General features: G+C 71.3%; 25 protein-coding genes. 10 read left to right on the top strand and 15 right to left on the bottom strand.

The genetic code is table 11. The annotated features are described in order from the left end of the window. Window positions 1-5: 5 nt before the first annotated feature. The 3 genes from ssuE to ACIPTO_RS29775 all read right to left on the bottom strand — a co-directional run bounded on the left by ssuE (window position 6) and on the right by ACIPTO_RS29775 (window position 2,002). Window positions 6-560, bottom strand: coding sequence for an NADPH-dependent FMN reductase (ssuE, locus tag ACIPTO_RS29785; RefSeq protein WP_401197204.1), 555 nt, complete (start codon window positions 558-560; stop codon window positions 6-8). Between the two features lie 100 nt (window positions 561-660). Continuing rightward, window positions 661-1,782 carry a dimethylsulfone monooxygenase SfnG gene (sfnG, locus tag ACIPTO_RS29780; RefSeq protein ID WP_401197201.1) on the bottom strand — a complete coding sequence of 374 codons (1,122 nt, stop codon included), beginning with the start codon at window positions 1,780-1,782 and terminating at the stop codon, window positions 661-663. 142 nt (window positions 1,783-1,924) lie between these two features. Further along, a complete protein-coding gene (locus ACIPTO_RS29775; RefSeq protein ID WP_355726404.1) occupies window positions 1,925-2,002 on the bottom strand; it encodes a putative leader peptide in 78 nt (25 codons plus the stop codon). A gap of 143 nt (window positions 2,003-2,145) precedes the next feature. Here ACIPTO_RS29775 and ACIPTO_RS29770 point away from each other — a divergent pair, with 143 nt between their 5' ends. After that, window positions 2,146-3,057, top strand: coding sequence for a LysR family transcriptional regulator (locus tag ACIPTO_RS29770; protein WP_401197198.1), 912 nt, complete (start codon window positions 2,146-2,148; stop codon window positions 3,055-3,057). Between the two features lie 149 nt (window positions 3,058-3,206). Here ACIPTO_RS29770 and ACIPTO_RS29765 read toward each other — a convergent pair whose 3' ends face one another. Continuing rightward, entirely contained in the window at window positions 3,207-3,395 is a 189-nt protein-coding gene (locus ACIPTO_RS29765) for a hypothetical protein (RefSeq protein ID WP_352185682.1), read from the bottom strand. A gap of 191 nt (window positions 3,396-3,586) precedes the next feature. On the opposite strand from ACIPTO_RS29765, the gene ACIPTO_RS29760 reads away from it, so the two are divergent. Next, the gene (locus ACIPTO_RS29760; protein ID WP_401197195.1) at window positions 3,587-4,960 is read left to right on the top strand and encodes a cryptochrome/photolyase family protein; all 1,374 of its coding nucleotides are present in this window, start codon (window positions 3,587-3,589) and stop codon (window positions 4,958-4,960) included. Window positions 4,961-4,977: 17 nt separating this feature from the next. Here ACIPTO_RS29760 and ACIPTO_RS29755 read toward each other — a convergent pair whose 3' ends face one another. Further along, entirely contained in the window at window positions 4,978-5,976 is a 999-nt protein-coding gene (locus ACIPTO_RS29755) for a MerR family transcriptional regulator (RefSeq protein WP_401197193.1), read from the bottom strand. Window positions 5,977-6,133: 157 nt separating this feature from the next. Between ACIPTO_RS29755 and ACIPTO_RS29750 the strand changes: the two genes are divergently transcribed. Both ACIPTO_RS29750 and ACIPTO_RS29745 read left to right on the top strand, forming a co-directional pair. Then, window positions 6,134-6,733 (top strand): sigma-70 family RNA polymerase sigma factor, encoded by a 600-nt coding sequence (locus tag ACIPTO_RS29750; RefSeq protein WP_401197190.1) that lies wholly within the window; start codon window positions 6,134-6,136, stop codon window positions 6,731-6,733. 89 nt (window positions 6,734-6,822) lie between these two features. Next, on the top strand, window positions 6,823-7,263 hold the full coding sequence (locus ACIPTO_RS29745; RefSeq protein WP_366324954.1) for an SPW repeat protein: 441 nt from the start codon (window positions 6,823-6,825) through the stop codon (window positions 7,261-7,263). A 44-nt stretch (window positions 7,264-7,307) separates the two neighbouring features. On the opposite strand, the gene ACIPTO_RS29740 is transcribed toward ACIPTO_RS29745, so the two are convergent. The 4 genes from ACIPTO_RS29740 to ACIPTO_RS29725 all read right to left on the bottom strand — a co-directional run bounded on the left by ACIPTO_RS29740 (window position 7,308) and on the right by ACIPTO_RS29725 (window position 12,267). Further along, complete coding sequence (locus tag ACIPTO_RS29740; protein ID WP_401197187.1) at window positions 7,308-8,078, bottom strand: ArsR/SmtB family transcription factor; 771 nt, start codon at window positions 8,076-8,078, stop codon at window positions 7,308-7,310. A 114-nt stretch (window positions 8,079-8,192) separates the two neighbouring features. Then, window positions 8,193-8,927 carry a phosphotransferase gene (locus tag ACIPTO_RS29735; RefSeq protein WP_401197185.1) on the bottom strand — a complete coding sequence of 245 codons (735 nt, stop codon included), beginning with the start codon at window positions 8,925-8,927 and terminating at the stop codon, window positions 8,193-8,195. 736 nt (window positions 8,928-9,663) lie between these two features. Continuing rightward, the gene (locus ACIPTO_RS29730; protein WP_366324948.1) at window positions 9,664-10,395 is read right to left on the bottom strand and encodes a hypothetical protein; all 732 of its coding nucleotides are present in this window, start codon (window positions 10,393-10,395) and stop codon (window positions 9,664-9,666) included. Between the two features lie 423 nt (window positions 10,396-10,818). Further along, window positions 10,819-12,267, bottom strand: coding sequence for an APC family permease (locus ACIPTO_RS29725; RefSeq protein WP_401197182.1), 1,449 nt, complete (start codon window positions 12,265-12,267; stop codon window positions 10,819-10,821). A gap of 141 nt (window positions 12,268-12,408) precedes the next feature. On the opposite strand from ACIPTO_RS29725, the gene ACIPTO_RS29720 reads away from it, so the two are divergent. After that, on the top strand, window positions 12,409-13,593 hold the full coding sequence (locus ACIPTO_RS29720; protein ID WP_366325444.1) for an ROK family transcriptional regulator: 1,185 nt from the start codon (window positions 12,409-12,411) through the stop codon (window positions 13,591-13,593). Window positions 13,594-13,695: 102 nt separating this feature from the next. Next, a complete protein-coding gene (locus tag ACIPTO_RS29715) occupies window positions 13,696-16,422 on the top strand; it encodes a glycosyl hydrolase 2 galactose-binding domain-containing protein (protein WP_401197436.1) in 2,727 nt (908 codons plus the stop codon). Window positions 16,423-16,463: 41 nt separating this feature from the next. Here the strand turns inward: ACIPTO_RS29715 and ACIPTO_RS29710 are convergent, their stop codons facing one another. Continuing rightward, window positions 16,464-17,909 carry a hydrolase gene (locus tag ACIPTO_RS29710; protein ID WP_401197179.1) on the bottom strand — a complete coding sequence of 482 codons (1,446 nt, stop codon included), beginning with the start codon at window positions 17,907-17,909 and terminating at the stop codon, window positions 16,464-16,466. Window positions 17,910-18,140: 231 nt separating this feature from the next. Here ACIPTO_RS29710 and ACIPTO_RS29705 point away from each other — a divergent pair, with 231 nt between their 5' ends. Beyond that, window positions 18,141-18,404, top strand: a complete 264-nt coding sequence (locus ACIPTO_RS29705; protein ID WP_366325448.1) for a GlsB/YeaQ/YmgE family stress response membrane protein — start codon at window positions 18,141-18,143, stop codon at window positions 18,402-18,404. Window positions 18,405-18,615: 211 nt separating this feature from the next. Here ACIPTO_RS29705 and ACIPTO_RS29700 read toward each other — a convergent pair whose 3' ends face one another. Genes ACIPTO_RS29700 through ACIPTO_RS29690 form a run of 3 tightly spaced genes read right to left on the bottom strand, consistent with a single transcriptional unit; the run spans window position 18,616 to window position 20,804 of the window. After that, window positions 18,616-19,545 carry an NAD-dependent epimerase/dehydratase family protein gene (locus ACIPTO_RS29700; RefSeq protein WP_401197177.1) on the bottom strand — a complete coding sequence of 310 codons (930 nt, stop codon included), beginning with the start codon at window positions 19,543-19,545 and terminating at the stop codon, window positions 18,616-18,618. 58 nt (window positions 19,546-19,603) lie between these two features. Next, window positions 19,604-20,380 (bottom strand): GNAT family N-acetyltransferase, encoded by a 777-nt coding sequence (locus ACIPTO_RS29695; RefSeq protein WP_366325452.1) that lies wholly within the window; start codon window positions 20,378-20,380, stop codon window positions 19,604-19,606. A 40-nt stretch (window positions 20,381-20,420) separates the two neighbouring features. Next, entirely contained in the window at window positions 20,421-20,804 is a 384-nt protein-coding gene (locus tag ACIPTO_RS29690) for a MerR family transcriptional regulator (RefSeq protein WP_401197173.1), read from the bottom strand. A gap of 83 nt (window positions 20,805-20,887) precedes the next feature. Between ACIPTO_RS29690 and ACIPTO_RS29685 the strand changes: the two genes are divergently transcribed. Continuing rightward, window positions 20,888-22,168: an MFS transporter gene (locus ACIPTO_RS29685; RefSeq protein WP_401197170.1), complete on the top strand. Its 1,281-nt coding sequence runs from the start codon at window positions 20,888-20,890 to the stop codon at window positions 22,166-22,168. A 13-nt stretch (window positions 22,169-22,181) separates the two neighbouring features. Here ACIPTO_RS29685 and ACIPTO_RS29680 read toward each other — a convergent pair whose 3' ends face one another. After that, a complete protein-coding gene (locus ACIPTO_RS29680) occupies window positions 22,182-23,081 on the bottom strand; it encodes an SDR family oxidoreductase (RefSeq protein WP_401197168.1) in 900 nt (299 codons plus the stop codon). 173 nt (window positions 23,082-23,254) lie between these two features. Between ACIPTO_RS29680 and ACIPTO_RS29675 the strand changes: the two genes are divergently transcribed. Continuing rightward, window positions 23,255-24,184 carry a LysR family transcriptional regulator gene (locus tag ACIPTO_RS29675; RefSeq protein ID WP_401197166.1) on the top strand — a complete coding sequence of 310 codons (930 nt, stop codon included), beginning with the start codon at window positions 23,255-23,257 and terminating at the stop codon, window positions 24,182-24,184. A gap of 136 nt (window positions 24,185-24,320) precedes the next feature. Here the strand turns inward: ACIPTO_RS29675 and ACIPTO_RS29670 are convergent, their stop codons facing one another. After that, window positions 24,321-25,019, bottom strand: a complete 699-nt coding sequence (locus tag ACIPTO_RS29670) for a chaplin (RefSeq protein WP_401197163.1) — start codon at window positions 25,017-25,019, stop codon at window positions 24,321-24,323. Between the two features lie 295 nt (window positions 25,020-25,314). Here ACIPTO_RS29670 and ACIPTO_RS29665 point away from each other — a divergent pair, with 295 nt between their 5' ends. Beyond that, entirely contained in the window at window positions 25,315-26,901 is a 1,587-nt protein-coding gene (locus ACIPTO_RS29665) for an alpha/beta hydrolase (protein WP_401197161.1), read from the top strand. Window position 26,902 lies beyond the last annotated feature (1 nt).

Raw genomic sequence — 26,902 nt, 5'->3', positions numbered from 1 at the left:
GGCGGTCAGCTCGCCGCGGCCAGCAGCGGGACGCGGCCGAGGGCCGCCGAGAACTGGTCCACCACCTGCGCGAGCGCCTCGGTGGCGGCCGGGGCGACCGTGAGCGAGCCGTCCTCGTGGGCGGTGATGTCCTTGTCGAGGGTGAACCAGCCCTGGACTATATGGGCGGCGCCCATGGAGTTGAGCACCGGGCGGAGCGCGTAGTCGATGGCGAGCACATGTGCGGTGGACCCACCCGTGGCGAGCGGCAGCACGGTCTTGCCGGTGAGGGCGTACTGCGGGAGCAGGTCGAGCAGCGCCTTGAGGACACCGGAGTAGGAGGCCTTGTAGACGGGGGTGCCCACGACGATCCCGTCGGCGCAGGCGAAGAGGTCGGTGGCCTCGACGATGGCCGGGTGACGGAAGTCTGCGCCGAGCAGGGCCTCGGCGGGGATGGTCCGCACGTCGAGCGGGATCACCTGGTGCCCTTGGGCGGTCAGCCGCTGGTCCAGGTGCCGGAGCAGGCGGTTGGTGCGGGAGGAGACGGAGGGGCTGCCGGAGACGGACAGGACGGTGGCCATGGGTCCTCTTTCGGGGAGGCGGAGCGCGGGGCGGGGCCGGTACGCCAGACGGCGGGCGTGCCGGTGCTCATGCTGGGATCCCTTTCGCAGTGGGGTGCGATCAGGCGTGCACGGAGACGGACTCGGCCTCGGGGTCGGGGAGTTGGGCCTCCAGCTCGCGCACGAGGGGCAGCACGCGCTTGCCGAAGTACTCGACCTCCTCGTGGTAGTGGAGGAAGCCCAGCAGGAGCAGGTCGACGCCCAACGTCCGGTAGGCGACGATCCGTTCGGCGATCTGCTCGGGGGTGCCGATGAGCCCCGTGCGGAACCCGTCGTTGTACTGCACGAGGTCCTCGAACGAGGAGTCCTGCCACATGCCCTTGCCGTCGGCCGAGGACTGCCCGGCCTGCTTCACCGCGGACCCGAAGCCCTCGACGGCCTCCCGGTCGGCCTTGGCGACGATCTCCCGGAGCGTGTCCCGCGCCTCGGCCTCGGTGTCCCGGGCGATGAGGAAGCCGTTGAGACCGAACTTCGGTGCCCTGCGGCCGGCTTGGGCGGCGGACCGGCGTACGTCGGCGAGCTGCTCGGTGACGCCGTCGAAGTCCTTGCCGTTGGAGAAGTACCAGTCGGAGACGCGGCCGGCCATCGCGCGGGCGGCGGTGGAGTTGCCGCCCTGGAAGATCTCCGGGTGCGGGCGCTCGGGGGTGTTGAGGGGCTTGGGCTTGAGGGAGAAGTCGCGCAACCGGTAGAAGTCACCGGCGAGTTCGGTGTGGTCCTCGGTCCAGATCCGGCGCAGGGCCTGGATGAACTCCTCGGAGCGGCGGTAGCGCTCGTCGTGCTCCAGCCAGGGTTCGCCCAGCGCGGTGAACTCGCCCTTGAACCAGCCGGAGACGACGTTGACGGCGAAGCGGCCGTTCGACAGGTGGTCGGCGGTGGCGCCGAGTTTGGCGAGGACGCCCGGGTGCCACAGGCCGGGGTGGACGGCGGCGATGACCTTCAGACGCTGGGTGGCGAGCAGCAGGGCGAGGCTGAAGCTGGTCGACTCGTGCTGGAACTCGGCGCCGTAGCTGGCCATGTAGCGGACCTGGCTGAGCGCGTACTCGAAGCCGTTGTTCTCGGCGAGGACGGCGAGTTCGCGGTTGTACTCGTAGCCCCAGTCGGTGCGTTGCTCGATGGTGCTGGTGACGAGTCCTCCGCTGACGTTGGGGACCCAGTAGGCGAATTTCACGGGCTCTGCGGGCATGCGGAACTCCTGTTGCGGAATGCGTTTTCGGGCACGTCGAATTCGGCCGGGGCGATATCCGGCGAATGCCGGCCGAATGCCGGGCGAATGTCAGACGAGGGGGAAAAGCGGGCGGCGGATCACAGGACGGAGGTGACGGGGATCAGGCCGCGGTGCGACAGGAGGCGCTGGAGACGCGTGCGAGGTCGACATGGCGTCGCCGCGTGAGGTCCAGTCGCATCATCATGCCGTCGATCGTGGCAGCCGTCGGCGAGAGCCGTCAAGGAAAACCCGACCGGTCTCGTATCCCGGACCATTGAATTTCACGAAGGTGTGACAGGGAAACCCTTGAACAGGCCGGGAATCAGGTCGCATTCTGCGGGCATGCGGACCGAACAGCTGGAATACATAGCGGCCGTGACCCGGCTCGGCTCGCTGCGCCGGGCCGCCGAGGAACTGCGCCTGTCGCAGCCCGCGTTGAGCGAGACCGTGCGCAACCTCGAACGTGAACTCGGCGTCGATCTCCTGGAGCGCAAACGGTCCGGGGCGACGATGAGCGCGGAGGGCCGGGAGCTGCTGCCGAAGATCGTCGACGTGCTGGACGCGGTGGACCGGCTGCGGGCGGCGGCCGGCGAGCAGCACCGGATCAGCCGCATGGTGCGGGTGGGCACGGTCAACGCGGCGACCGTGCCGCTGCTGCTGCCCGTCGTCCGCGACTTCCGCGCCGCGCATCCGCTGACCCAGGTCGAGGTGGTCGGCGCGCAGCAGACGGACATCCACCGGGCGCTGTCGGAGGGCGGTTTCGATCTCGGCCTGGTCAATCATCTCGACGGCGACGACATGCCGGCCGACTTCGAGTCGACGGAGCTGCTGTCCGGTCTGCCGGTGGTGTGCGTACGCCCCGACAGCCCGCTCGCGTCCCGCCCGGCCGTGAGTGTGGAGGAACTCCTCACCGAGCCGTTGATCGGTATGCGGTCCGGCTATGTGATGCACCGCTATGTGCACCGGCTGCTCGACGGCCGGGGTCCCGCCTTCGCGTACTCGACCGACGGCGCCGAGATGGGCAAGCTCATGGTCGCGGAGGGGCTCGGGGTGACGGTCCTGCCGGACTTCAGCGTGGTCGGGGACCCGCTGGAGCGGCTCGGCGCGCTCACCTTCCGGCCGATCGCCGGCGCCACGGCCCGCGTCCTGCTGATGCTGCGCCGTCGCCGCGCCGAGTCCGTACCGCAGGCGGCCGGGGCTCTGCACGAGGCGTTCGTGCGGCGGGCGCGGGAGCTGGGCGCTGTGGAGGTCTGAGCGTGTCCGGGTTCCGAGCGCGGAGGAAGTCCGAGCGGGTCGGAGTCACGGGCGCGGGGGAAGTCCGAGCGCGGCGGGGGGCTGAGAGCGAGACCGGGTGTCGGCCCTCGGCCCCCATGTGCTGTGCTCGTCGCCCGCCGGACGGGACGTCAGTCCTCGTCGCCCACCGGGATCACCACGAGGAACGCGTCGGACTTCAGGTCCATGACGACCTTGGCGGGCTCGCCCTCGGCGCGACGCCGGGCCGCGAACTCCTCGGCAGGCCATGATCCGCGCGGAGCTCCCGCCGAAAACCGCTTCAACACCTTCGCGCCCATGTCCGCCGACACCTCCAGCATCGTTCCTCGGCTCCCCACCGGGACCGCCGTACCAGTGCGCATGCCCGCGATTGACGCCGGCATGCCACCTTCGCCGGCGGCCGGAGGGCTCCGGGAGCGGGTACTCCCGTCGGGTGACCGCCGCATCCGCCGGGCGCACAGGACGGGAAGCATCACACGACCTCGTTTTCCTGTCTCCCGGAGTGCGCACCATGAACGTCTCGGTCGTCCTGTTCACCTCCGACCTGCGTCTGCACGACCACCCCGCGCTGCGCGCCGCCGCCGAGGCCCGCGAGGTGATCCCCCTGTTCGTGCGCGACCGGGGTGTGCTGGACGCCGGGTTCGGCGTGCCGAACCGGCTGGCGTTCCTCGCCGACTGTCTGCGTGACCTCGACGAGGGCCTGCGCGAGCGGGGCGGTCGGCTGGTGCTCCGGTCCGGCGACGTCGTCGACGAGGTGTGCAAGGTGGCCGCCGAGAACGACGCCGACGAGATCCACATGGCGGCGGACGTCAGCCCTTACGCGCGGCGGCGCGAGCAGGGGCTGCGGCGGGCGCTGGAGGCGGAGGGGCGGCGGCTGCACGTCCACGACACGGTGACCACGGCCGTCGCGCCGGGCGCGGTGACGCCGGCGTCCTCGGACCACTTCGCGGTGTTCACGCCGTACTTCAGGCAGTGGTCCGGGCAGCATCTGCGCGCCGCGCTGGCTGCGCCGCGCACCGTGCGGGTCCCGGACGGTGTCGCCTCGGAGGAGCTGCCCGAGCGCCCCGGTGCCGACGAGCTGTCGCCGGGTCTCGCGGCCGGCGGGGAGACCAACGGCCGCAAGATGCTGAGCCGTTGGCTGCGTGACGGCATCGCGTCGTACGAGGATCTGCACGACGCGCTGGCCGCCGACTCCACCTCGCACCTCTCGCCCCATCTCCATTTCGGCACCCTCTCCCCCGTCGAACTCGTCCACCGGGCACGGCAGTCGGGCGGACCGGGCGCCGAGGCGTTCGTACGGCAGCTCGCGTGGCGGGACTTCCACCGCCAGGTGCTGGCGGCCAGGCCCTCGGCCGCGGGCGCCGACTACCGTACGAAGCACGACCGTTGGCGCTCCGAGCGCACGGCCGCCGAGGACATCGCGGCCTGGAAGGAGGGCCGCACCGGCTACCCGCTGATCGACGCGGGGATGCGCCAGCTGCTGCACGAGGGCTGGATGCACAACCGGGCACGGCTCCTCACGGCGAGCTTCCTCACCAAGACGCTCTACGTCGACTGGCGCGTCGGCGCCCGGCACTTCCTCGACCTGCTGGTCGACGGCGATGTGGCCAACAACCAGCTCAACTGGCAGTGGATGGCGGGCACCGGCACGGACTCACGCCCGAACCGGGTGCTGAACCCCGTCACCCAGGCGAAGCGCTACGACCCGGACGGCGCGTACGTCCGCCGCTGGGTGCCCGAACTCGTCGAGGTGGAAGGGCGGTTGGTGCACGAGCCGTGGAAACTCCAGGGATTTGAACGTGCGGCGCTGGGTGACTATCCGGACCCGATCGTCGAACTCTCCGACGGACTCGACCGGTTCCGGCGCGGACGCGGGATCGGCTGAGGCCGCGGGCCGCCGACTCAGCGCCCCGCGCGGTGCACCCCGTACGTCCCCGCCACGATCTCCACCGCGTCCTGAAGGCTCACCGGTCGCACGGCCCCCCGCACCGGGGGCCCGGACCAGCCGGGTCCGGCGAGCACCAGCGCGGGTTGGCGCCGGGCGCCCTTCACTCCCCAGCGGGTGTCGGCGATGTGCCGGGCCAGCGGCAGGTTCGCGGTGGAGCGTGCCTGGGCCCACAGGACGACGACCGCGGGGCCCAGGCGCCGTACCGCGGCGGTGAGCGCCTCGGCGGGCACGGCGGCGCCGAACATCCGTGTGGGCAGGCCGAGTTCACCCAGTGCGGCGTTGAGCGCCTCGATCGGCAGGGTGTGCTGCTCGCCGGGTACGCAGGCCAGCATGACGGGCCCGGCGGGCGGGATGTCCGACCGCGGGCCGGAGGGCGGGGTGCGTCGGCGCAGGGCGGTGGAGACGTGCCAGGACAGCAGGTGCTCCACCTCCACGTAACGGTCCCCGGACGAGGCCCACTTGCGTCCCACCGCGTGCAGGGTCGGCACCATCACCTCCTGCCAGGCGACGACGACGCCGTACTGGCCCACGGCGTCGGCCAGTTGACGCTCGACGGCGGGCGCGTCGAGCCGGACGGCGGCCCGCGCGAGGCCGCGGCACTCCTGGCGCACGTCACCGAGGGGCAGGGTCCCGGCCGCCCGTGAGGAGCCGTGCGTCCGGGCGGCCGGCCCGGGGTCCGAACCGGCTGCTCCCTTCGCCACCCGCGCCGCCTCGGCCGGGGGCACGCCCGACGAGGTCAGCCGGCACATCTCCTCCAGCACGGCCACGTCCCCGGGGGCCCAGCGCCGGTGCCGTCCCTCGGCGCGGACCGCGGGCCCGATGCCGTAGCGCCGCTCCCAGGACCGCAGGGTGGTCGGCGCCACGCCCAGCCGGCGGGCCAACGCGCCGGTCGTCAGGGGCATGTGGGCCGCGGACGGATGCCCGGGGTCCGGGTCGGCGGACGACTCGCTCATGCGCCGACTATACGACGCAGAATCGACGCGAGTTGATGGTCCTGGTCCCCGCTCCCACGATGGACGCAACCGGGCGCACCCCGGCAGACACAGCGGACCACCGTGGCACCGCGGTCCGGCCCGCGATGGTCGCCGCAGGACGTGAGGAGCCGTCGCCATGAGCCCGCCGCACAGCGCCCTCCGGACGAGTCCCGCGGCGGAGTTCACCGACGAGGAGCTGGCCAGGGGCTTGGCGGCCGGCGACGAGGAGTGCCTGGCCGTCCTGTATCACCGCTGGTCGGCGCTGGTGCACACGCTGGCCCGGCGTTCACTGGGGGACGCGAGGGAGGCCGAGGACGTGACCCAGCAGGTGTTCCTCGGGGTGTGGCGCGGGCGCGGGGGCTTCCGGCCCGAGCGCGGCACGATCGGCGGCTGGATCACCGGCATCACCCGGCGCACGATCGCCGACGCCCTGTCCGCCCGCACCCGGCGGCTGCATCTGCTGGCCGCCGCCGGGGCGTCCCTGACCCTCGCCGAGCCGGTCGCGCCGAAGCCCGACGCGGTGCTCGACCGCGTCCTCGTGCTGCGCGAACTGGCCCGGCTCCCCGCGCCCCAGCGGCAGGTGCTGGGGCTGACGTTCTACGAGGACCTGACCCAGACGCAGATCGCGCGGCGCACCGGCTGGCCGCTCGGGACGGTCAAGAGCCACGCGCGACGCGGGCTGCACCAGTTGCGCCACCGCCTCCGGGACGACGAACCGGCTGAACACTACACATAAAGGTGAAATAAGAGCACAATGGGACCAAGCGGCTCCTGCCGCGGGCCGCACCAGACGCGGTCAGGCCAGCAAGTCAAAGGAGACGAGTCATGGCCAACGTCTCGCACACCAGAGGTGACATGGCGAGCCACCCTGATGTCTCCGAAATGCAGGCACGCTACGCCCGCATGCTCGGTGGACGCGATGTGGCGCTCGTGGACGGACCGGTGTTCCTGCTGGGTCTGTACTGCGCCGTGTCCCCGTGGATACTCCACTACACGACGAGCCAGCCCGCGCTCGTCCCGCACAACCTCATCGTCGGCATCGCGATCGGCCTGCTGGCGCTCGGTTTCACCCGGGCCCCGGAACGCATGTACGGCCTCAGCTGGGCCATGAGCGCCCTGGGTGTCTGGATGATCGTCTCGCCGTGGATCGTCGGCAGCAGCCCCGACAAGGGCGTCATCCTGAACAACGTCATCATCGGCGGACTCGCCGTGATCATGGGCCTGGTGTGCGCCGGTACGGCGGCGCGGAGCACCTCCACACCGTAGGAACCCCGCGGAAGTCCGAACTCCGGAAGGAAGCCACGCCCCCTTCAGTGGCCGCCCGGCACCTGCCAGGGCGACTGCGGGAGGGGGCTGCCGGTTTCGAGCAGCGACTTCAGGTTCGAGAGCACGGCCGGCCAGCCGCCGGAGACGTCGGAGAGTTCACCCTCGTCGGCGAGGTCCTCGTGGGTGACGGTGAGGCGCACGATGTCCTCGTGCGGCCGGATGTCGTAGGTGACCCGGGAGTGCGTGTCCTCCTGATCCTCCTTCTCCGGCGAGGACCACGTGGTCACCAGCCGGGTCGGGCGCTCGCTCTCGACCACCCTGCCGACGACGTCGGCGATGCCCGAGCCGTCGGTGCGCCGGTGTTCCCAACGCGAGCCGCGCCGCCAGTCGGACACGTTGCTGTGTCCCCAGTAGGCGGCGGTCAGATCGGCGTCGGTGAGCGCGTCCCAGACCTTCTCGGGGGTGCTCGCGATGTAGGTGACGTAGACGAATGTCGGTTTGTCGGTCATGGCTTCCTCGGCTCGTCGTTTGAGGGCGCCGAGCGCGCGCAGGCGCGGGCGCTCGAACTTGTCGATCCAGCGCTCCTGCATCTCGTGCAGCGGGACCGGGTTGAGGTAGTGCAGCTTCTCCCGTCCGCGTCGCACCGTGGTGACCAGGTTGGCGGCCTCCAGGACGGCGAGGTGCTGGGTCACCGACTGACGGGTCATGTCGATCCGCCCGCACAACTCCCCGAGCGTCTGCCCGTTGTCCTCGTGCAGCCGGTCGAGCAGTCGCCTGCGGGTGTCGTCGGCCAGCGCCTTGAAGACCTTGTCCATCCCTGAGTCCTGTTCGGATCGCACACTCAAAGTTATGCAGGCAATTACCTGCATGTCAAGGCGGGAGAAATTGCCCGTCATGCACGGCTTCGAATGCCCCTGCCCTACGACCGCTCAGCCCAGGAACGAGCCCAGCTCGCGGTGGTGCGCGGCTACCCAGTCGCGCGCGGCCCGGATCTCGTCCACGACCCCGCGCGCCCGCAGCCCGGCCATGCCCGGCTCGCCGCGCCCGGCACCGGCCTCGATGCCCCGCCCGCACCGGTCCTGCCACCACAGCACGGTGTCGAGGAGGCGGTGGCTGTCGTCGAGGCCGTACGCCTCGCAGATCAGGGCGATCCGGCGGGCGGTCGCGGGGATGTCGGTGACGCCCGGACCGAGGTCGAGGTACTGCCAGCAGACGTGGGCGACATCGTGCCTGCGCTCACCAGGGGCGGCGAGGTCCCAGTCGACGAACGCCAGCGGCTGCCACGCGCCGTCGTAGACGGTGTTCTTGGGAGCCAGGTCGTTGTGACAGACGACGTCCCGGTCACCGGCCAGCGGTGTGCCGTGCGTCAGATCGTGGAAGGCCCGCACGAGCCGTGCGACGCGCACGAGGCTGCCGTCGGTGCGCACGGCGGCCCGCTCCCCGGAACCGGTGGCCGCCCGGCCCTCGACGTACCGGAACACCTCCCGCCCGCGCCCGTCCGTGCCGAGGAACCGGGGCGCGCCTGCCCAACCCCGCGCCTCGAAGTGCGCGAGCAGTCCGGTCACGTAGCCAGACCGTTCCGGCGACACCGGGGTGCGCCGTACGGTGTTCCCGACCCGGACGACCTCGTTGATCGCGCCTCCGCCGAGCGCCGATTCCTCCACGTGGCCCGCCTCCCCCTCGGTTCGCCCGCACGAGTATCGCTCGGCACGCTGCCCGTATGGGTCATGTGATGGGCGGTGACGTCCGTTCCGACCTCCGGAAGGCGCGATGGCCGAGCCCGTCCGTGTGCGCGGACCGAAAGATCAGGAGGGGTCAAAGCCGCATCGAATCGTGCGCCGGGGCAGCACCAGCTCGCTTCACACCGGCCTGAGCCTCGAGGGCGAAGCTGATCGGAGCGCCTCCGCGGCGAAAGAAGCACCCGCTGGGGCGGCAGCCCCCACCCACCGCAGCTCGGCCCTTCAACCCGGTGACCTTCCTGGTCACGGCCCGAGCCGCAGCCCGAACGTGACGGAGCCCGGGAGCATGTCCAGCTCCCGGGCTCCAGCTTGCCACCCATTTGCGCACACCGACGGCATTTAAGAACCGCGGGTCATATTGAGATCGACGTGTTCTGCCTTTGAACTACAGCGCCACGAGAGAGGCGCCGAGGGGACTTGAACCCCCATCCGTCGATGTTCGCCCACGCTCGGTCGATCCGGTGTTCGGCGGCGAATACTGAGACTGGAGCGAGAATCTGAGTTTCATGGGGCCGCCTCTGCCAGGCTTGGGCCACCCCCGCACGTGGTGCGGGGAGAGGGATTCGAACCCCCAACTGACACCCCTTCATCAGCTTCAACATCAGTTTCAGCTTGCGCTCTTCGCGCACCCTCCGCTCGCGACGGAGGGCGTATGTGAGGGCTACCGGAAGAGGTAGCCGAATACCGCGTCGCCGACCCGCTGGTCGGTGACCTCGGTGTTGTTCGCCTCTTCGCGGGCGAACTTGACGGACTGCTGGAGCTTCTCGACGCGGTCGAGAAGCTCGTTGACCCGCCGGGCGGGCAGCGCGCCGGAGAACTTCACCGTGGTCCAGTAACCGACCGGGACGTCCTCGTAGTACACCTCGACCTGCGCCGGATGTTTCTCCGTGGCCTCGGCCTTCACGTGGTTGCGCGGAACCTTCTTCGTGCGGATGGTCCGCACCGGGTCCGTCTTCCACGAGTCGGTCGAGGGGTCCAGGTTCCACGACTCCGAGGCGTCGAGTACCGGCAGCTTGCGCACGAAGGTGTGCAGGTCGGTAAGTTGCTTCTCCAGGAACAACAGGTACGGGACGGGCACCTGGGGCAACAGCACCGTGCCGTCGACCACCACGTCCGCGGCCGCGGACCGGTTCGCCCAGTCCTTCGTCGCGGTCACGTCGAAGAGGCGCGTCAGCGTCCCGGCGGTCGCCCGCAGAGCATCCTCGGCTTTGACCTGCACCCGCGTGGACTCGGGCGGCAGTTGCTCGCCCTCTTCGTCCTTGGGCTGGTAGGTCCGGGAGATGCCGGCCAGCAGCGCGGGCTTCTGCACGTCCTGGTGAGCCTGGGTGAGCTCCTGGAGAGCCTTGGACTTGACGCCTTTTTCGACTGCGATGATCTGATTCAGCTTCGGCACACGGCGAACCTAACAACTCCGTCCCGGACGCACATCCGATTAAACGCCCGACCGAGAGGGCGGGGCGGCGAGCGCGAGCCAGGACTGGGGCGCGAAGGTCACCAACCGTGAGGCGGCCGGCCGCCGGGCCGACGACCCGTGCAGTGCTTCGTACGGCGGAGGACCACGGCTCCTGCCGGGGACATACCCGGGTGGTCCGGCACCGCTTCGAGGCCGCTGTGTCGGACGTCGAGACACGGTGAGCTTTCGCGGTCACAGCACAGATCGGAGGCGAGTTGGCGCCGAGGCCGGCCAACGACGTGCCGCAAACGGGTAGTTGGACCGTTGTGCGCCCGTCGGTACCGTCCGAGCGGTGACCGACGGGCGCTCGGTCGTCGACGTCGCGGGGGACGTGCCCGCCGCGACCGACCGGGTCAACGGGGCCTAGGTGCTTGCCGGTTCCGGGGTCGCCTCCGTGAGGTAGTCCTCCGAGATCTCCTTCGGGCCGAACGGCCAGACCTTCTCGAAGCGGGCCCACAGGACGAACGCCACACAGCCGAGGGCGAGCCAGGCCAGGGACCATTCGATGGGGTGGCGGCCCGGGGAGTTCTTGTCGGCGTAGCCGTAGATCACGCACCAGCCGACGAAGGCGAGGATGCTCGGGACGGGGTAGAGCCACATGCGGTACGGGCGGCGCAGCGTCGGCTGGCGTTTGCGCAGGACCGTGAGGGCGATGATCTGGGCCAGCGCCTGGACGATGACCATGACGGTGGTCAGGAGCTGGATCAGGGTCGCCAGGTCGGTGTGGCGGCCGATGAGGAAGCCGATCGCGGTGATCACGCCCATGGTGGCGAGACCCAGCATCGGGAAGCGGTGCTTGGGGTGGAGCTTGGCGTAGGGGCGGAAGAAGACGCGTTCGCGGGCCGCGTCGTAGGGGACCCGGGAGCCGCCGAGCAGGCCGGTGAAGACGGAGGCGAAGGCCGTGATCAGGATCAGGACGGTGACCGTGTCGGCGGCGCCCTTGCCCCAGGTCTCCTCCAGGACCGCCGAGGCCACCGAGGTGGAGGCGATGTCGTTGGCGTGTGTCATCCGGTGCCAGTCGACGACCCCGAGGGTGCCGATCTGGAGCATCAGGTAGATGGCCATGATGCCGACGATGGAGAAGAGGATCGAGCGCGGGAGGGTCCGGCCCGGGTCCTTGATCTCGGCGCCCATGTAGGCGGTGGTGTTGTAGCCGAGGTAGTCGTAGATGCCGATGGTCAGGCCGCCGGCGAAGCCGAGCCAGAAGTGGTTGCTGCCCAGGTCGAAGGCGTGCGCCGGGTAGGTGAAGGCGAGGTGCGCGCTGAAGTCGCTCGCCGCGGCCACGATGACCAGGAACACCGCCGCGATCATCACCGTCCACATCACGGCGGTGATGCGCGCGATGTTCTCGATGCCGCGCCACAGCAGGAGCACCACCAGGGCGATCACCCCGAGGCCGATGAGGTCGCCGGAGGTCTTGCCGAGGTCCGGTGCCAGGTAGCCGAGGTACTGCACGAAGCCGACCACGCCGGTCGACATGATCAGCGGGATGAAGAGCATCGCCGTCCACACGAACAGGAACGGCATCAGCCGCCCGGTCCGGTACTGGAAGGCCTGCCGGAGGTAGACGTAGCTGCCGCCGGAACCGGGCATCGCGGCGCCCATCTCGGCCCACACGAGCCCGTCGGCCAGCGCGAGGACCGCTCCCGCGACGAAGCCGATCACCGCCTGCGGGCCGCCGAACGCGGCGACCATCAGCGGGATCGTCACGAACGGCCCGATGCCGCACATCTGGCTCATGTTGATGGCGGTGGCCTGGAAGAGGCCGACGCGGCGGACGAAACCGCCGTCTGGGGGCGGAGTGCCGGACATGGAGGCTCCTGGGGGTGGTGTGCGTGGCGGAGGGAGAGGGGTGCGGCGTGCGGCCGGTATCCGGAGGCTGACTGGGCGATAAAGTTAAGGAGCCTTACTAGACTCGTCAAGAGGCTGTCCCGGATAGCGGAGAATGATGCGATGCCCGTCAGTGACGCCGTGGAGCGACCGGACCAGCCGTGGAGCCGTCAGCGGCTGCGCAGTACGAACGCGCGGCTGCTGCTCGACCGGCTGCGCACCGCCGGTGCCGCCTCCCGGGCCCAACTCGCCCGCGAGACCGGGCTGTCGAAGCCGACGGTCTCCAGCGCGCTGGCCGCGCTGGAGGAGGCGGGCCTCGTCCACGAGGTCGGTACGCAGGCCCCCGAGCGCGGCCGGACCGCCGTGCTCTACGCCCCGGACCCGTCCGCCGGTTACGCGCTCGGGATCGACGTCGGGCGCAGCTGGCTGCGGGTCGCGGTGGCCAATCTCGACGGCGAGGTGGTGTCCCGGGCCGACGTCCGCAACCGGGCCCGCACCTCGGGTTCGATGGCCGAGCTGGTGGTCGCCACCGCCCACCAGGTCGTCGCCGGCTCCGGGGTGGCACCGGCGGCGGTGGTGCACGCCGTGGTGGGCACTCCGGGCGTCTACGACGAGCAGCGGCGCCGGGTGCGGTACGCGATGCATCTGCCGGGCTGGGGCCGGGCCGGGCTGTTCGACCGGATGCGGGAGGAGCTGGGCGTCCCGCTGGAGGTGCACAACGACGCGAACCTCGCGGCGCTGGGCGAGTACACGTACGGCGTCGGCGCGGGCAGCCGGCTGTTCGCGTACATCCTGATCGGCACCGGTCTGGGCATGGGCGTGGTCAGCGAGGGCCGGCTCTTCACGGGGGCGCACGGCGGCGCCGGGGAGATCGGGTTCCTGCCGTGGCCGGGGCGGCAGAAGCCGGAGACGCTGGAGGACGCGGTGTCCGGGGTGGCCGTGGTGGAGGCGGCCCGCCGGTTCGGCATGAGCGGGCAGCAGCTCACCGCGAAGGCCGTGTTCGACGCGGCGAGGCAGGGGAACGCCGCCGCGCTCAAGGCGGTCGAGCTGGAGGGCGAGCGGATCGCGCACACGGTGGCGGCAGCGGCGGCCGTGCTCGACCCGGACCTCGTGGTGCTGGGCGGCGGGGTCGGGCACAGCGTGGACCTGCTGCTCCGTCCGGTGCGGGAGAACCTCCGCGGGCTCACTCCGCTCCGCCCGAAGATCGTGCCCAGCGCGCTGGGCGAGGACGCGGTGCTGCTGGGCGCCGTGGCCACCGCGCTCGGCACCGCGCGGGACCTGGTGTTCGAGCGCCGCTCGGCGTCCTGAGCAACTCACCGACGGGCACAGGTGTTTGACAGGCATCGTCGGGCGCCCTACCTTCTGGTGCGGTTAGTAAAGTTTCCTAACTTGACGAGGCCGGTGACCGCCGTGTTCCATCGCCCCGCCGTCCCCCCACTCCGCAGCAGCCGTCTCGCCACGGCCGCGGTCGTCCTCGGCCTCCTCGCTTCCCTCACGACCGGCGCGTGGGCGGGGCCGCACCAGCCCTCCCCGCAGCGGCCCGCCCGGGTCCCGGTGACCGCCGTGGGCTCGTCCGCCGGGACCACCATCCCGCTGTCCGGCTACGCGATCCAGTCGTCCGCGAAGGTCCCCGACTCGGCCGCCGCCGTCTCCTCCCCCGGCTACCCGACGACCGGCTGGTACCCGGCGGGCGCCCGCTCGACCGTCCTCGCGGCCCTGATCGCCGACGGCGTCCACCCGGACCCCTTTCACTCGACCGACCAGCGGAAGATCCCGAAGGCCGACTTCCAGGTGCCGTGGTGGTACCGCAGCGACTTCACGGTCGCTGACACCGCCAAGCGCACCCACCTCGACTTCAGCGGGGTGATCTCGGCCGCCGACGTCTACCTCAACGGCACCCGGATCGCCACCGCCGCCGACGTCAACGGGGCTTACACACAGCACGAGTTGGACGTCACCTCGCTCGTCCGCGCGGGCACGAACACGGTCGCCTTCCGGATCCGGCCGAACGACCCGGACAAGAACCTCACCATGGGCTGGATCGACTGGCTCCAGCCGCCGCCCGACCAGAACATGGGCATCGTCCGTGACGTCCTCGTCCGGCGCGGCGGCCCGGTCGCGCTGCGCGACGCACATGTGGTGACCAGCCTGGCCGTGCCGTCCCTCGCCTCCGCGGACCTGACGGTGAAAGCGCGGGCCCGCAACGACTCCGGCACGCCCGTGACCGCGAAGGTCAGGGGCAGCGTCGCCGGGACGACCTTCGAGAAGACGGTCTCCCTCGGCGCCCACCGGACGAAGCCGGTCACCTTCGCTCTCCACCTCACCCACCCGAAGGTCTGGTGGCCCGCGGGCATGGGCGGCCGGCCGCTCTACGCCCTCGACCTCACCGCGTCCGTCGCGGGCACCCCCTCCGACACCGCGCACCGGACCTTCGGCATCCGCGACGTGCGGGCCCCGCTGAACTCCGCCGGCGACCGCCACTACCTCGTCAACGGCCGCAGCGTGCTGATCAAGGGCGGAGGCTGGTCACCGGACGAGTTCCTGCGCTGGGACCGGACGTATGTCGAGGACCGCCTGAGGTACGCCCTCGACCTGGGCCTCAACACCATCCGCCTCGAAGGCCACATCGAGCCGGACGAGTTCTTCGACCTCGCCGACCGCTACGGCATCCTGACCCTCCCGGGCTGGGAGTGCTGCGACAAGTGGGAGGGCCAGGTCAACGGCGACGAGACCGGCGACACGTGGACCGCCGCCGACTACCCGGTCGCCAAGGCGTCGATGGCCGCCGAGGCCGCCCGGCTGCGCGACCACCCGAGCGTGGTCTCCTTCCTCATCGGCAGCGACTTCGCCCCCGACGCGAAGATCGAGAAGACCTACCTGGACGCCCTGAGGGCCGCCGACTGGAACACTCCGGTGGTCGCCGCCGCCTCCGACAACTCCGCACCCGTCAGCGGCAGTTCGGGCATGAAGATGACCGGCCCCTACGACTGGGTGCCGCCCGGCTACTGGTACGCCAAACGCGAGGGCGGCGCCACCGGCTTCAACTCAGAGACCAGCGCGGGCCCCGACATCCCCACCCTCGACACCCTGCGGCGCATGATGACCCCGGCCGAACTGGCCACCCTCTGGAAGGACCCGGCCGCGAAGCAGTACCACCGCTCCCCGTCCTCCACCTTCGCCACCCTGAAGATCTACGACAACGCCCTCGCCGGCCGCTACGGCCCGCCGACGAGCCTCACCGACTACGTCCGCAAGGCCCAACTGGCCCAGTACGAGAACGTACGGGCCCAGTTCGAGGCCTACGAGCGCAACGCCACCGACGCCTCGAAGCCCGCGACCGGAGTCGTCTACTGGATGTTCAACAGCGGCTGGACCTCCCTGCACTGGCAGTTGACGGACCGTTACCTCGACCAGGGCGGCGCCTACTTCGGCGCGAAGAAGGCCAACGAGCCGCTGCACATCCAGTACTCCTACGACGACCGCTCGGTCGTCCTGGTGAACAACCGGAACGCACCCGCACGCCGACTCACCGCCCGCGCCACCCTGTTCGACACCGACGGCACGCGGAGGTACGACAAGAAGGTGCCCGGGGTGGAGGTCTCCGGCGGCGGCGCGCACAGCGCGGCGCTCACCCTGCCCGCGCCCTCCTCGGTGCCCGGTCTGTCCACGACGTACCTGGTGCGCCTCACCCTGACCGACGCGTCCGGCAAGGAGGTGAGCCGGAACGTGTACTGGCTCTCCGGCCGGCCCGACACGCTCGACTGGGCGCACACCGACTGGTACCACACGCCGACGACGAGCTACGCCGACCTCACGGGGCTCGGCTCGATGGCGCGGACGCCGGTCTCGGCGGCGGTGTCGACCGCGGCGGGTCCGCACGGCACGTCGACGACGACGGTCACGGTGCGCAACACCGGTAAGGGGAAGGCGCCTTCGCTCCTCACCGACGTCCATCTCGTGGACTCGGCGGGCAGACCCGTGCTGCCGGTGCGGTGGTCCGACAACGACGTGAGCCTGTGGCCCGGGGAGTCGGCGACGCTGACGGCGACCTACCGGACGGCCGATCTGCACGGGTCGGTGCCCCGCGTGCGGGTCTCCGGGTGGAACACCCCGGAGCGCACGTTCGCGGCGCGGTGAACCGGTGGGGCCCGGCCGCCGCCGGGCCCCACCGGTCGCCGTCAGCTGACGTTCAGCGCCGTGTCGTCGATGACGAAGGACGTCTGCAGCGTGGAACCCTCCACGCCGGTGAACTTGAGGGTGACGGTCTGCCCCGCGTAGCTCGCGAGACTGAAGCTGCGCTGGGTGTAGCCGCTGGCCGCGTTCAGGTTGGAGTAGGTCGCCAGGGTGCTCAGGACGGTGCCGGAGCTGTTGAGGACCTGGACCTTGAGCGTGTCGTACGCCGTGCTGGTCGTCGTCTCCGCCGTGTCGATGTGGAGATAGAAACTCAGCGCGGCGGTGGTGCAGCCGGACGGGATGGACACCGACTGGGACAGGGTGTCGGTGGTGGCGGTGCCGTAGCCGTCGAGCCAGGCCTTGTACGAACCGGTACGCGCGGCCTCGCTGCTGGAGTTGGTGATGACGCCGCTGGTGGCGCTCCAGGTGGTGTTGCCCGACTCGAAGCCGTTGTTGCCGAGGAGCTGCGCGGCGGTGCAGGTGGTGCCGCCGCCCCCGCCTCCGCCGCTGGTGCCCTCGCCGGCCAGCCAAGCGGTGGCGTTGAGGGCGAGGGCCGCGTTGGTGGCGCCGGTGTCGTTCCAGCCGTCGTAGAGCGTGTTGCCGGACTGGCCGGTGCCGTCGTCGATGGGTGAGCTGTCGCCCCAGAACGCGACGCGACCGCTGCCGAAGGTGCTGGTGGCGAAGAAGGCGCCGGTGTTGCCGGAGTAACCGCTGCGGTACACGAGGCCCTTGACCGCCGAGTTGTCGGCGGGCTTGAGCGTGGCCGTCGTCCCGTCGGCGATGAGGCTCTTGGTGACCGTGCCGAAGGAGCCGTGCAGGACCGGGTCCGTGCTGTCGCTGATGGCCGCCGGGTAGCCGGAGCTGATGTCGAGTGTGTCGATGGAGAAGCCGAACGGGTCGGTCGAGTCGACGCTGTTGTTCGTCATCAGGTCGTTGAGGATCTCGACCGCGTCGTAGCCGTCGTTGTTGCGGTCGGCGCCGGTGTGGTCGGAGATCATGAACAGACCGCCGCCGTTCTTGACGAACGTCATGATCGCGGTCTTCTCGGCGGTCGTGAACAGCGTGTTCGGCTCCGGCAGGACCAGCGTGTCGAAGTTCGACAGGTCGGTCGTCGACGAACCGCCGTACGTGAGCGCGCTGGTGGCGGTCTTCAGGCTGTAGCTGCCGGTCTTCTGCAGGGCGACGCCCCACGAGGAGAGCGCGCCGGTCCAGTCGGTCTCGGCGGACGGGGAGGAGTCCTGGGCGAGCGGGTCGGGCTTGCTGGTGGAGATGATCCAGTCCGCGTTCCCGGCCTCTTCGGCGTGGCCGTCGTCGAACAGGACGCGGTGGGTGGTGGCCGCGTGCGCGGGCGTGGCCGTGGTGGTGACCTGAAGCGTCGCCCCCGTGACGACAAGTCCCAGGCCGGCGAGGGCGGTGGTGAGTCTGCGGCGGGATCTTCTGGATCCAAGCATCCGGCGAACCTCCGTGAGGGGATGGGGAAAGGTGCGATGCGGGCGCCTGATCTGCGCGCGTAGAACGGTAGTTGGGGAGTTCTACACGCGTTGAACGTTTGAAAGGTACATGGCATGACGGGGTCGTGAACAGAAAGTCCCGGCAATAACGGACGGCGAAAGTCGGTCGGACTGCCTGGACGTACAGCGGGCAGATGAAGAGAGCGGGGATATCGACAAAGAGGGGCGGAGATGGAGATCTCGGGCGTAGTCAGTGCCATCATCATCGGCATCATCATTGGCGTGCTGGGACGGCTGGTCGTTCCGGGCCGCCAGCACATCGGCGTCATCCTGACGATCGTGGTCGGCATCGTGGCCGCGCTCATCGGTGCGGCCATCGCATCGGGCCTCGGGGTCGCCGACACCAAGGGCATCGACTGGATCGAGTGGCTGATTCAGATCGGCCTGGCAGCGGTCGGCATCGCAGCGCTGGATCGGTCCAGGGCGCGCCGCTGAGCGGCGGTCGGGACGTGCCGCGGGTGAGACCGGCCGGAGGCGCGCCGGTGCGGGCACGGCGCCCGGCCCTCCTCGATCCGCACTCCTGACGGGCGCCCCCTGCCACCAGGCATCATCCCGCTCGTCGATGCGAAGTCCGGCCCGCGAGCCGCGGGCCGGCTTCCGCGCGTCCGCCCCCTTGCGCACCGCTCGGGGGCGGACGCACGCGCGCTCACCGGGCGGCGTGCAGTGCCGCCAGGCCCTCGGCGCTCGACACGTACCGCGGGGTCCAGCCCAGCTCCCGTTCCGCCTTCGCGCTGGACACCCGCAGACTGCAGGTCATCATCGTGTGGGCGTACGTCATCGGGCGAACCACCCACAGCGGCAGGGCCATCGGCTTCGGAAGGCCGAACTCCTCGGCCACGCACAGGAGATGGGCGCGGAAGCCGAGGGGCGTCCGGTCGGCGATGTTGTAGGCCTCGCCCGGCCGCCCGTGGGCGACGGCGGCGGCCACCGCGCGGCCCGCGTCGGTGAGTTCGGTCCAGGGCAGGACCCGGCCGCCGTCGTGGGGCGTGGGGAGCCGGCGCCCGCGCAGCATGGGGAGGAGGGCGTCGGTGCCGCCGGGGCCGTAGAGGAGGCCGAAGCGGAGGGAGATGCCCTCCAGGTCCTTTGCCCCGAGGGCGAGTTGCTCCTTCTCGCGCATGCCCGCGAGGTGCTCCTCCAACTGCGGGGTGGTGCCGCGCGGGGCGAAGGGGTCGTCCTCGGTGAGGGGACGGCTGCCGAGGTCGCCGTAGCCGTAGCCGAGGACGATCGACTCGACGATGAAACGGCGGGCGCCGGTGGCGCGCGCCGCCTCGATGAGGTGGGTGGTTCCCTCGATGCGCAGGGCGTCGGTGGCGCGCATGTCGCGGTGCCGCACGGGTGGCTTGCGCAGGGCGGTCGCCGCGTGGATCACCGTGTCGAAGTGGCGTCCGTCGACCGCGCGCAGCAGTGCGTCACGGTCCATGAGGTCGGCGCGGATACCGTTGCCCGGCCCGCGGCCGAGGCCGGTGACCTGGTGGCCCGCGTCGGTCAGGGCCTGGGCGATGTGGCGGCCGAGGACGCCGCTCCCACCGGCGAGGAGGATCTCCTGCCGGCCAGGACTGCTCTCATTCGTCGTCATGTCAGACGTGACGGATCGAGCCGCCGCGATTGTGACATCCGTGCGCGGACCCGCCGGTCTACGGCTCGTAGACGTACGGCGTGGTGGTGGTCAGCGGGGCGAGGCCGAGGCGTTCGAGGATGGGGCGGCTCTGGTCGGAGGCGTCGACCTGAAGGTAGCGGTAGCCGCGGTCGGCGGCGATGCGGGCGCGGTGGGCGACGAGGGCGCGGTAGATGCCGCGGCCCCGCCAGGCCTCGACCGTGCCGCCGCCCCACAGCCCGGCGAAGGGGGTGCCGGGGACGAGTTCCATGCGTGCCGCGCTCACCGGTTCGTCACCGGCGAGGGCGACGACGGCCACGACCGTGTCGGGATCGGCGGCCAGTTGGTCGAGCAGCCGGGCGCGCAGCCGGGAACCGTCCGTGCCGAAGGCCTTCGCGTGGACGTCCGCCACGAGGTCGATACCGGCGGGGTCGGTGGCGGCCAACAGCCTTATGCCGTCCGGGAGTCGGGCGTCGAGGACGAGGTCGGTGATCTCGCCGACCATCAGCGTCTCCTGCGGCTCGGGCGTGAACCCGGCCGCCGCCAGCCGCCGGCCGAGATCCGTCGGCAGGTCGTGGCCGTAGAGCTTCCACTCGAAGTCGCGGCCGAGCGCGGTGAAGTACGCGATCTGCTCGGCGATCACCGCGTCGGCGTCCGCCGTGTCCAGGTCCGACCACAGGACGCCGTTCCAGCCGTCTCCGTCGGCGACGTGGCGCACCACTCCCCCGACCCGCTCGACCCGGGCGCCGGGGCCGTCGGGACGGGCGCCCTCGCGCAGGTCGCGGTCGTGGAGGGCGAGTACCGAGGCATGATCCATGCGGTCACTCCACCATCCGCCGGCGGACCCGGCAACGGGATTACGGTCCCTGCGCGGGCATGTCGGGCCGTACCGCCGCCAGATAGGCGCTGAGCCGGTCGCGGTTGCGGGCCAGGCAGTCGATGCGGGCCTGTATCCGCTCGACATGACCGCTGAGCAGGGCGGCCGTCTCCGGAGTCAGGCATTCCGCGGGGACGTGGATCTCCTCGGGTCCGGAGAGGTACGGCAGGATCGCGCGGATCATCTCGGTGGTCAGCCCCGAGTCGAGCAGTCCGCGGATCTGCTGGACGTCCCGGACCGCGGGCTCGCCGTAGAAGCGGTAGCCGTTCTCGGTGCGGTCGGGGTGGAGCAGGTCCTGTTCCTCGTAGTAGCGCAGGAGGCGGGTCGGGACGCCGGTGCGGCGGGACAGCTCGCCGATCTTCATGCCTGCCTCCGGGGACCGCGCGCGGGGCCCGTTCGCGGGACGCGCTTGCCTTCACACTGATGTGAGGGTTCGACCATGGTCCCATGACCACCGCATCCCAGGCCAGGGGCACAGCCCTGCCCTGGTCCGGGCTCCTCGCCCTGTCCACGGCCGCCTTCACCGCCGTCCTGACGGAACTCCTCCCCGCAGGGCTGCTGCCCCGGATGGCGCCCGCGCTCGGCGTCTCCGAGGCGCGGGTCGGCTTCCTCGTCACCGGTTACGCGGTCGCGTCCTTCCTGGCCGCGATCCCGGTCACCGCCGCGCTGCGCGGACTGCCGCGCCGCCCGGTCCTCGTCGGTACGCTGCTGGGATTCGCCTGCGCCGACGCGGTGGTCGCGCTGTCCTCGTCGTACGCCGTCACCTTCGGCGCCCGGCTGCTGGCCGGGATCATGGGCGGCACGATGTGGGCGATGCTCGCCGGGTACGCGGCCCGGATGGTGCCGGCCGAGCGGCGTGGCCGGGCCATCGCGGTCGTCCTGGCCGGGATCACCCTCGCCCTCTCCCTGGGCATCCCCGCCGGCACCGCTCTGGCCGACGCGGTCGGCTGGCGCACGGCGTTCGGCACGCTGTCGGCACTGGCGCTGCTCGTCGTGGTCTGGATACGGCGCCGGGTGCCCGCCTTCCCCGGCGAACTCCCGGGCGCACGCGTCCCGTTGCGGGGCGTCGCCGTACTCCCCGGAATCCCGGCCGTCCTCTCGGTCACTCTGTTCCTGCTGCTGGGACATCAGGTGATGTACACGTACGTCGCCCCGTTCACGGCGTACACCGGCTACGGCCGTACGGACGTCGTCCTGCTGGTGTTCGGGGCCGCCACGGTCGTCGGGATCTGGGCCACCGGCGCCCTCGTGGACCGCTGGGCACGGCCCGCCCTGCTGGGCGCGCTGGCCCTGATCGCGGCGGTCATGTGCGTCCTCGGCCTGTACCCCGGCTCCCCCGCCGTCCTGCTGACGTCCGTCGCCGCGTGGGGAGTTGCCTTCGGCGGCGCCCCCACACTCGTGCAGACCGCTCTCGTCAACGCCTCCGGCCCCCAACAGGCCGACGTGGCAACGTCGTTGCAGACCACGGTGTACAACGCGGGTATCGCGGGCGGCTCGTTCACCGGCGGCCTGGCGCTGTCGGGGTGGGGTGCCGGGGCGCTGCCCTGGACGGCGTTGCCGTTGGTCGCGGGCGCGCTCACCGTCGTAGCGCTGGGCCGCCGGCACGCGTTTCCGACCGGCACCGGCGCGGACACACCGAGGGACGCGGGGCCAGGTGCGGCTCCGCCGCGTGGGCGCGACCGACCCCGACCGGCCCGCGGCCGGACGACGGCTCCCGACCGCCCCTGATCCCCGCGGGTCCCTACACGTCCCCGAAGTAGTGCCCCGCCTCAAGGTCGGCCAGCAGTCCCGGCTCCACCGGCTCCCAGCCCGTCTGCTTGCGCGTGAGCACGCTGGACGCCGGGCAGTCCATCGAGGCGACGAGACCGAGGAAGCCGAAGTGCTCGGCCGCCTGCTCGGCCGGCACGCTCGCGGTCGGTACGCCGAGCCGCCGGCCGATGACCTCCGCGATCGACCGCAGCTCCAGCCCCTCGTCGCCGACCGCGTGGTACTGGGAACCCGCCGGTGCCGACTCCAGGGCCCACCGGTACAACCGCGCCGCGTCGAGCCGGTGCACGGCGGGCCACCGGGCACTGCCGTCACCGACGTACGCCGACACGCCCTTCTCCCGTGCGGTGGCGATGAGTTGGGGGACGAAGCCCTGGTCTCCCGTACCGTGCACGGACCGGGGCAGCCGCACGACCGACGACCGCACCCCGCGCTCCGCCAGCGCGACCGCCGCGAGCTCGGACGGCTGCCGGACCGCCGCGAAGGACCCGGGGTCGACCTGGTCCTCCTCGGTCGCCACCTTCCCGCCGGGAAGCCCGGGGGTGCCGGAGGTGACGACGAAGGGCTTGTCGGTGCCCGCGAGCGCCTCGCCGATGGTCTCGACGGCGCGCAGGTCGGTGGCGCAGTTGGCGGCGAAGTCGGAGAAGTCGTGGATGAACGCCAGATGGCAGACCCCGTCCGCCGCCTCGGCGCCCGCGCGCAGGCTGTCGGGGTCGCCGAGCGATCCCCGGTGCACGGCGACCCCGGCCGCGGTCAGCGCCTCGGCGGACGCGTCCGAGCGGGCCAGTCCGGTGACCGTGTGCCCGGCGTCGAGCAGTTCACGGACCACGGCCGAGCCGATGAAGCCGCTGGCGCCGGTGACGAAAACACGCATGGTGCGTTCCTTCGAAGAGGTGGGTGTGGAGCTGCGATGTGTTTCCATCGTGGCTTCGCGCGGGTTCCGGGTCCAAAGCCTGTTACGCATGACGCAATACGCTTCAGGCATCGCAGCAGCTCAAAGCCCATATTCGGCGAGACCGCCTCCGAGTGTCGCAGTACACTCCAGGCATGACGGACCTCCCGCCCGCCCCCGATCTCGAACTGCGTCTCGTGCGGTACTTCATCGCCGTCGCCGACCAGCGGCACTTCGGCCGTGCCGCCGAGGCTCTGCACATCACCCAGCCGTCGCTGAGTCGTCAAGTGCGGCGCCTGGAGGACCAGTTGGGCGCCCGCCTGCTGGACCGTACCCCGCAGGGCACCCGGCTCACCGAGGCCGGGGAGGTCTTCCTGCCGCGCGCCAGGGCGCTGCTGCGCGCCACCGCGCAGGCCGCCGCCGAGACCCGCGCCGCCGCGCAGCCCGGCCGCCTCACCGTCGGCTACATGGCGAACCTCTTCGTCACCCCGGCGGTGCGCGACGTACGGCGCAGGCATCCGGACGCCGATGTGCACGTCGCCCATCTCGCCTACGACGACGTGCGGACGGCCCTGCTCGACCGGCGGGTCGACGCGGTGGTGGCCCGACTGCCTTTCCCCACCGGCCAGTTGGACGTCACGATCCTCTACGACGAGCCGCGCATCCTGCTCGTCCCGCTCGACCACCGGCTCGCCGGCAAGGAGTCCGTGACCTTGGACGACATCGCCGACGAGCCGCTCCCTCGGATGCCCGGCGCGGACCCGGCATGGACCGCCTTCTGGCGCATCGATCCCCGGCCGGACGGCCGCCCGGCACCCGGCGGTCCGGTCATCACGGCCCTGGAGGACAAGTTCGAGTTCGTCGCCGACGGACGGGCCGTGGCGATCGCGGCCGGTCTGCGGCCCGGCCAGACGGTCCGCCCCGACATCACGGCGATCCCGCTCCACGGCGTCGAGCCGAGCCATGTCGCCCTGGCGACCCGCGCGGGCGAGCACCACCGCCTGTTGACCGCGTTCCGGAAGTCCGCCCGCGCACTGCTCAGGGCTCCGTCGGAGGGCTCCGGTGAACTCCCGGACGGCTCCTAGGAGTTGACACCCCGCTCCTCGCGCCAGCGGTGCCCCTCACGCCTCCGGTGACCTCGCGCCCACGTGCCCCGGCACGGCGGAGGCCCCACCGGTCACCTGCCCGGTGGGGCCTTCCGTCCTGGTGCGGGTGCCGGGGTCAGCGTCCCGCCGTGGGGCGGTAGCGCCGGTAGAGAGCGGCGCCGCCCAGGAGGAGGCCCGCGCTCAGGGCTGCGGCCGGGATGGTGCCGTCGGCGCCCGTGTGGGCGAGTGACGCCTCGGCCACGGGCTGGGCGGGGTGCCCCTTCACCTCCGTCATCGGTGCCGGGCCGGGGTGCGGCTTGACCGGCACGGTGGGCGCGGGGGCCGGCGGCGCGGGGTGGTGGGGGTGGTCGCCGCCCGAGGTGTTCTCGGAGTGGTTGCCCACGCTCGGGTTGCCGACGCCGACCACGCTCACGGAATTGCCGCTGACATTGACGGGGAGGTGGATCGGGAGTTGCAGCCCGTTGCCGGAGAGCAGACCCGGAGAATCCTTTTCGCCGCCCTGTGCGACGGCGCCGCCGTGCGCCCGGCCGGTGTTCTTCCCGCCGCTCCTGTGGACGCCCGGGGCTTTCGCGCCGCTGTCATTGGCGCAGCTGTTCCCCATGGCGGGATTGAGGAGTCCCACCACGTTCACGGTGTCCCCGCACACGTTCACCGGTACGTGCACCGGGAGCTGAATGGTGTTGCCGGAGATCACCCCGGGCGAACCGGCCGCGGTGCCGTCCGCACCGGAGTCCGCGAACGCCGGCATCGCCGCGGCCAGCGCACCGGACGCGGCGGCGACGGCGATCACACCGTTTCGGGCAACCCGTTTCATAGGTTCCCTGCCTTCCCAGAGATGTAGCGGGCACACACCCGCACCGGATAAAACGCGGGCGCACGATGCGAGTTATGGCTTATCTGCCTTTCACCCCTTCGAGGGTCGCGGTTATCGAACTATTCGTCACTCTTCCCTATCAGTCGGAAAACCATTAGTCGGAAAACCTTTCGGGTCCATGGAAGGGGCGCAGAATACGGCACTCGGCGCCGTCCCGCTCGCCGGGAGGCGGGGCCGGTGAGGCCCCCTTATCGTGATCGAAGGCGCTGGTCACGGCGCGTTCTTGGAGGCATTGATGCTGGCCAAGCTGTCAACGCGGCCCGCGCTCCGGCGCCGCGCGTTCACCGGGGTCCTCACGCTGGCGCTGCTCGGCGCGGGGGTGCCCGCGCTCGCCACGGCCGACGACCGGCCGCAGCCCGACCTGTCCCGGTTCTACCGGCAGAAGGTGAAGTGGGCCGCGTGCAAGGACATGGACGCGCCCAAGGACCTGCAGTGCGGGAAGGTCACGGTCCCGCTCGACTACGCGAAGCCCGGCGCGCGGACCCTCGATCTCGCGCTCGCCCGGTACCGCGCGACCGGCAGGTCACGGGGTTCCGTGCTGCTGAACTTCGGCGGTCCCGGTGGCGCCGGGGTGAGTGAACTCGCCTCGGACGGCAAGGAGTTCATGGATCTGACGAACGGCTACGACGTCGTCACCTTCGATCCGCGCGGTGTCGGCCAGTCCTCGCCCGTGAGCTGCGGCGCGGGCACCGACGAGGGCTCGGCCGAGGCCGGGGAGGACCCGTCCGACAGCAGCGACCCCGAGGTCGTCCTGCGGCAGTTGCGGAAGTCCGCGGCGACCTGCGCCAAGTACTCCGGCCCCGTCCTGCCGCACATCGGCACGGTCAACGCCTCCCGGGACCTGGACGTGATGCGCCAGGCCCTGGGCGACAAGAAGCTCAACTACCTCGGCTTCTCGTACGGGACGCGGCTCGGCGCGGTGTACGCGGCCCAATTCCCCAAGAAGGTCGGCCGGTTGGTGCTCGACGGCGTCGACACCCTGACCGAACCGCTGTCCGAGCAGGGCATCGCGGGCGCCCAGGGGCAGCAGACGGCGCTGGAGGACTTCCTCGACTGGTGCGTGCAGGACATCGCGTGCCCCTTCGGGACGGACGCCCGCGAGGCACCGGATCGGGCCGTGCAGCTCGTCCGCTCCCTCGACAAGGACCCGGTGGAGACAGACTTCGGCGACACGTTCTCCGGCCAGGACCTGGTCGGCTCCATCAGCCAGGCGCTGTACAGCAGGCAGTTGTGGCCCGCGCTGGAGCGGGCCATCGCCTCCCTGGTGGAGGACGGTGACACGCGGGCCGTCATGGGGTTCTCCTCGGGCGGCACCGGCGTCCCCCGGCTCGGCGGCAGCGGCGGGATCGTCGACGCCCAGGACGTCCCGCTCGACAACCTCCCGGCCGCCCTGATGGCCGTCAACTGCGCCGACGACCCCGACCGCCCCACCGCCGAGCAGATCACCGGGCACCTGGACGCGCTGCGCGCCGAGTACGAGGCGGCCTCACCGGTCTTCGGCCGCTACCGGCTCACCGAAGTGCTGATGTGCTACGGCCGCCCCAAGGGCACCGACTACATCCGCGACGACGTCAAGGACGTGGACACGTCGAAGATGCTGCTCGTCGGCACCCGGGGCGACCCGGCGACGCCGTACCGCTGGACCGTGGAGACGGCCCAGCGGCTGGGGTCGTCGGCCGTGGTGCTCGACAACAAGGGCGAGGGCCACACCGGTTACGCGTCCTCGAAGTGCGTGCACGGCAAGGTCGACGACTTCCTGCTCTACGGTTCCCTGCCGCCCAGCGGGAGTTCGTGCCCGTCGGACACCGTGCCCGCGCCCTGAC

It is taken from the genome of Streptomyces sp. NPDC090083, assembly GCF_044747445.1.
Lineage (GTDB): Bacteria > Actinomycetota > Actinomycetes > Streptomycetales > Streptomycetaceae > Streptomyces.
This window is presented reverse-complemented; position numbering and strand designations above follow the sequence as displayed.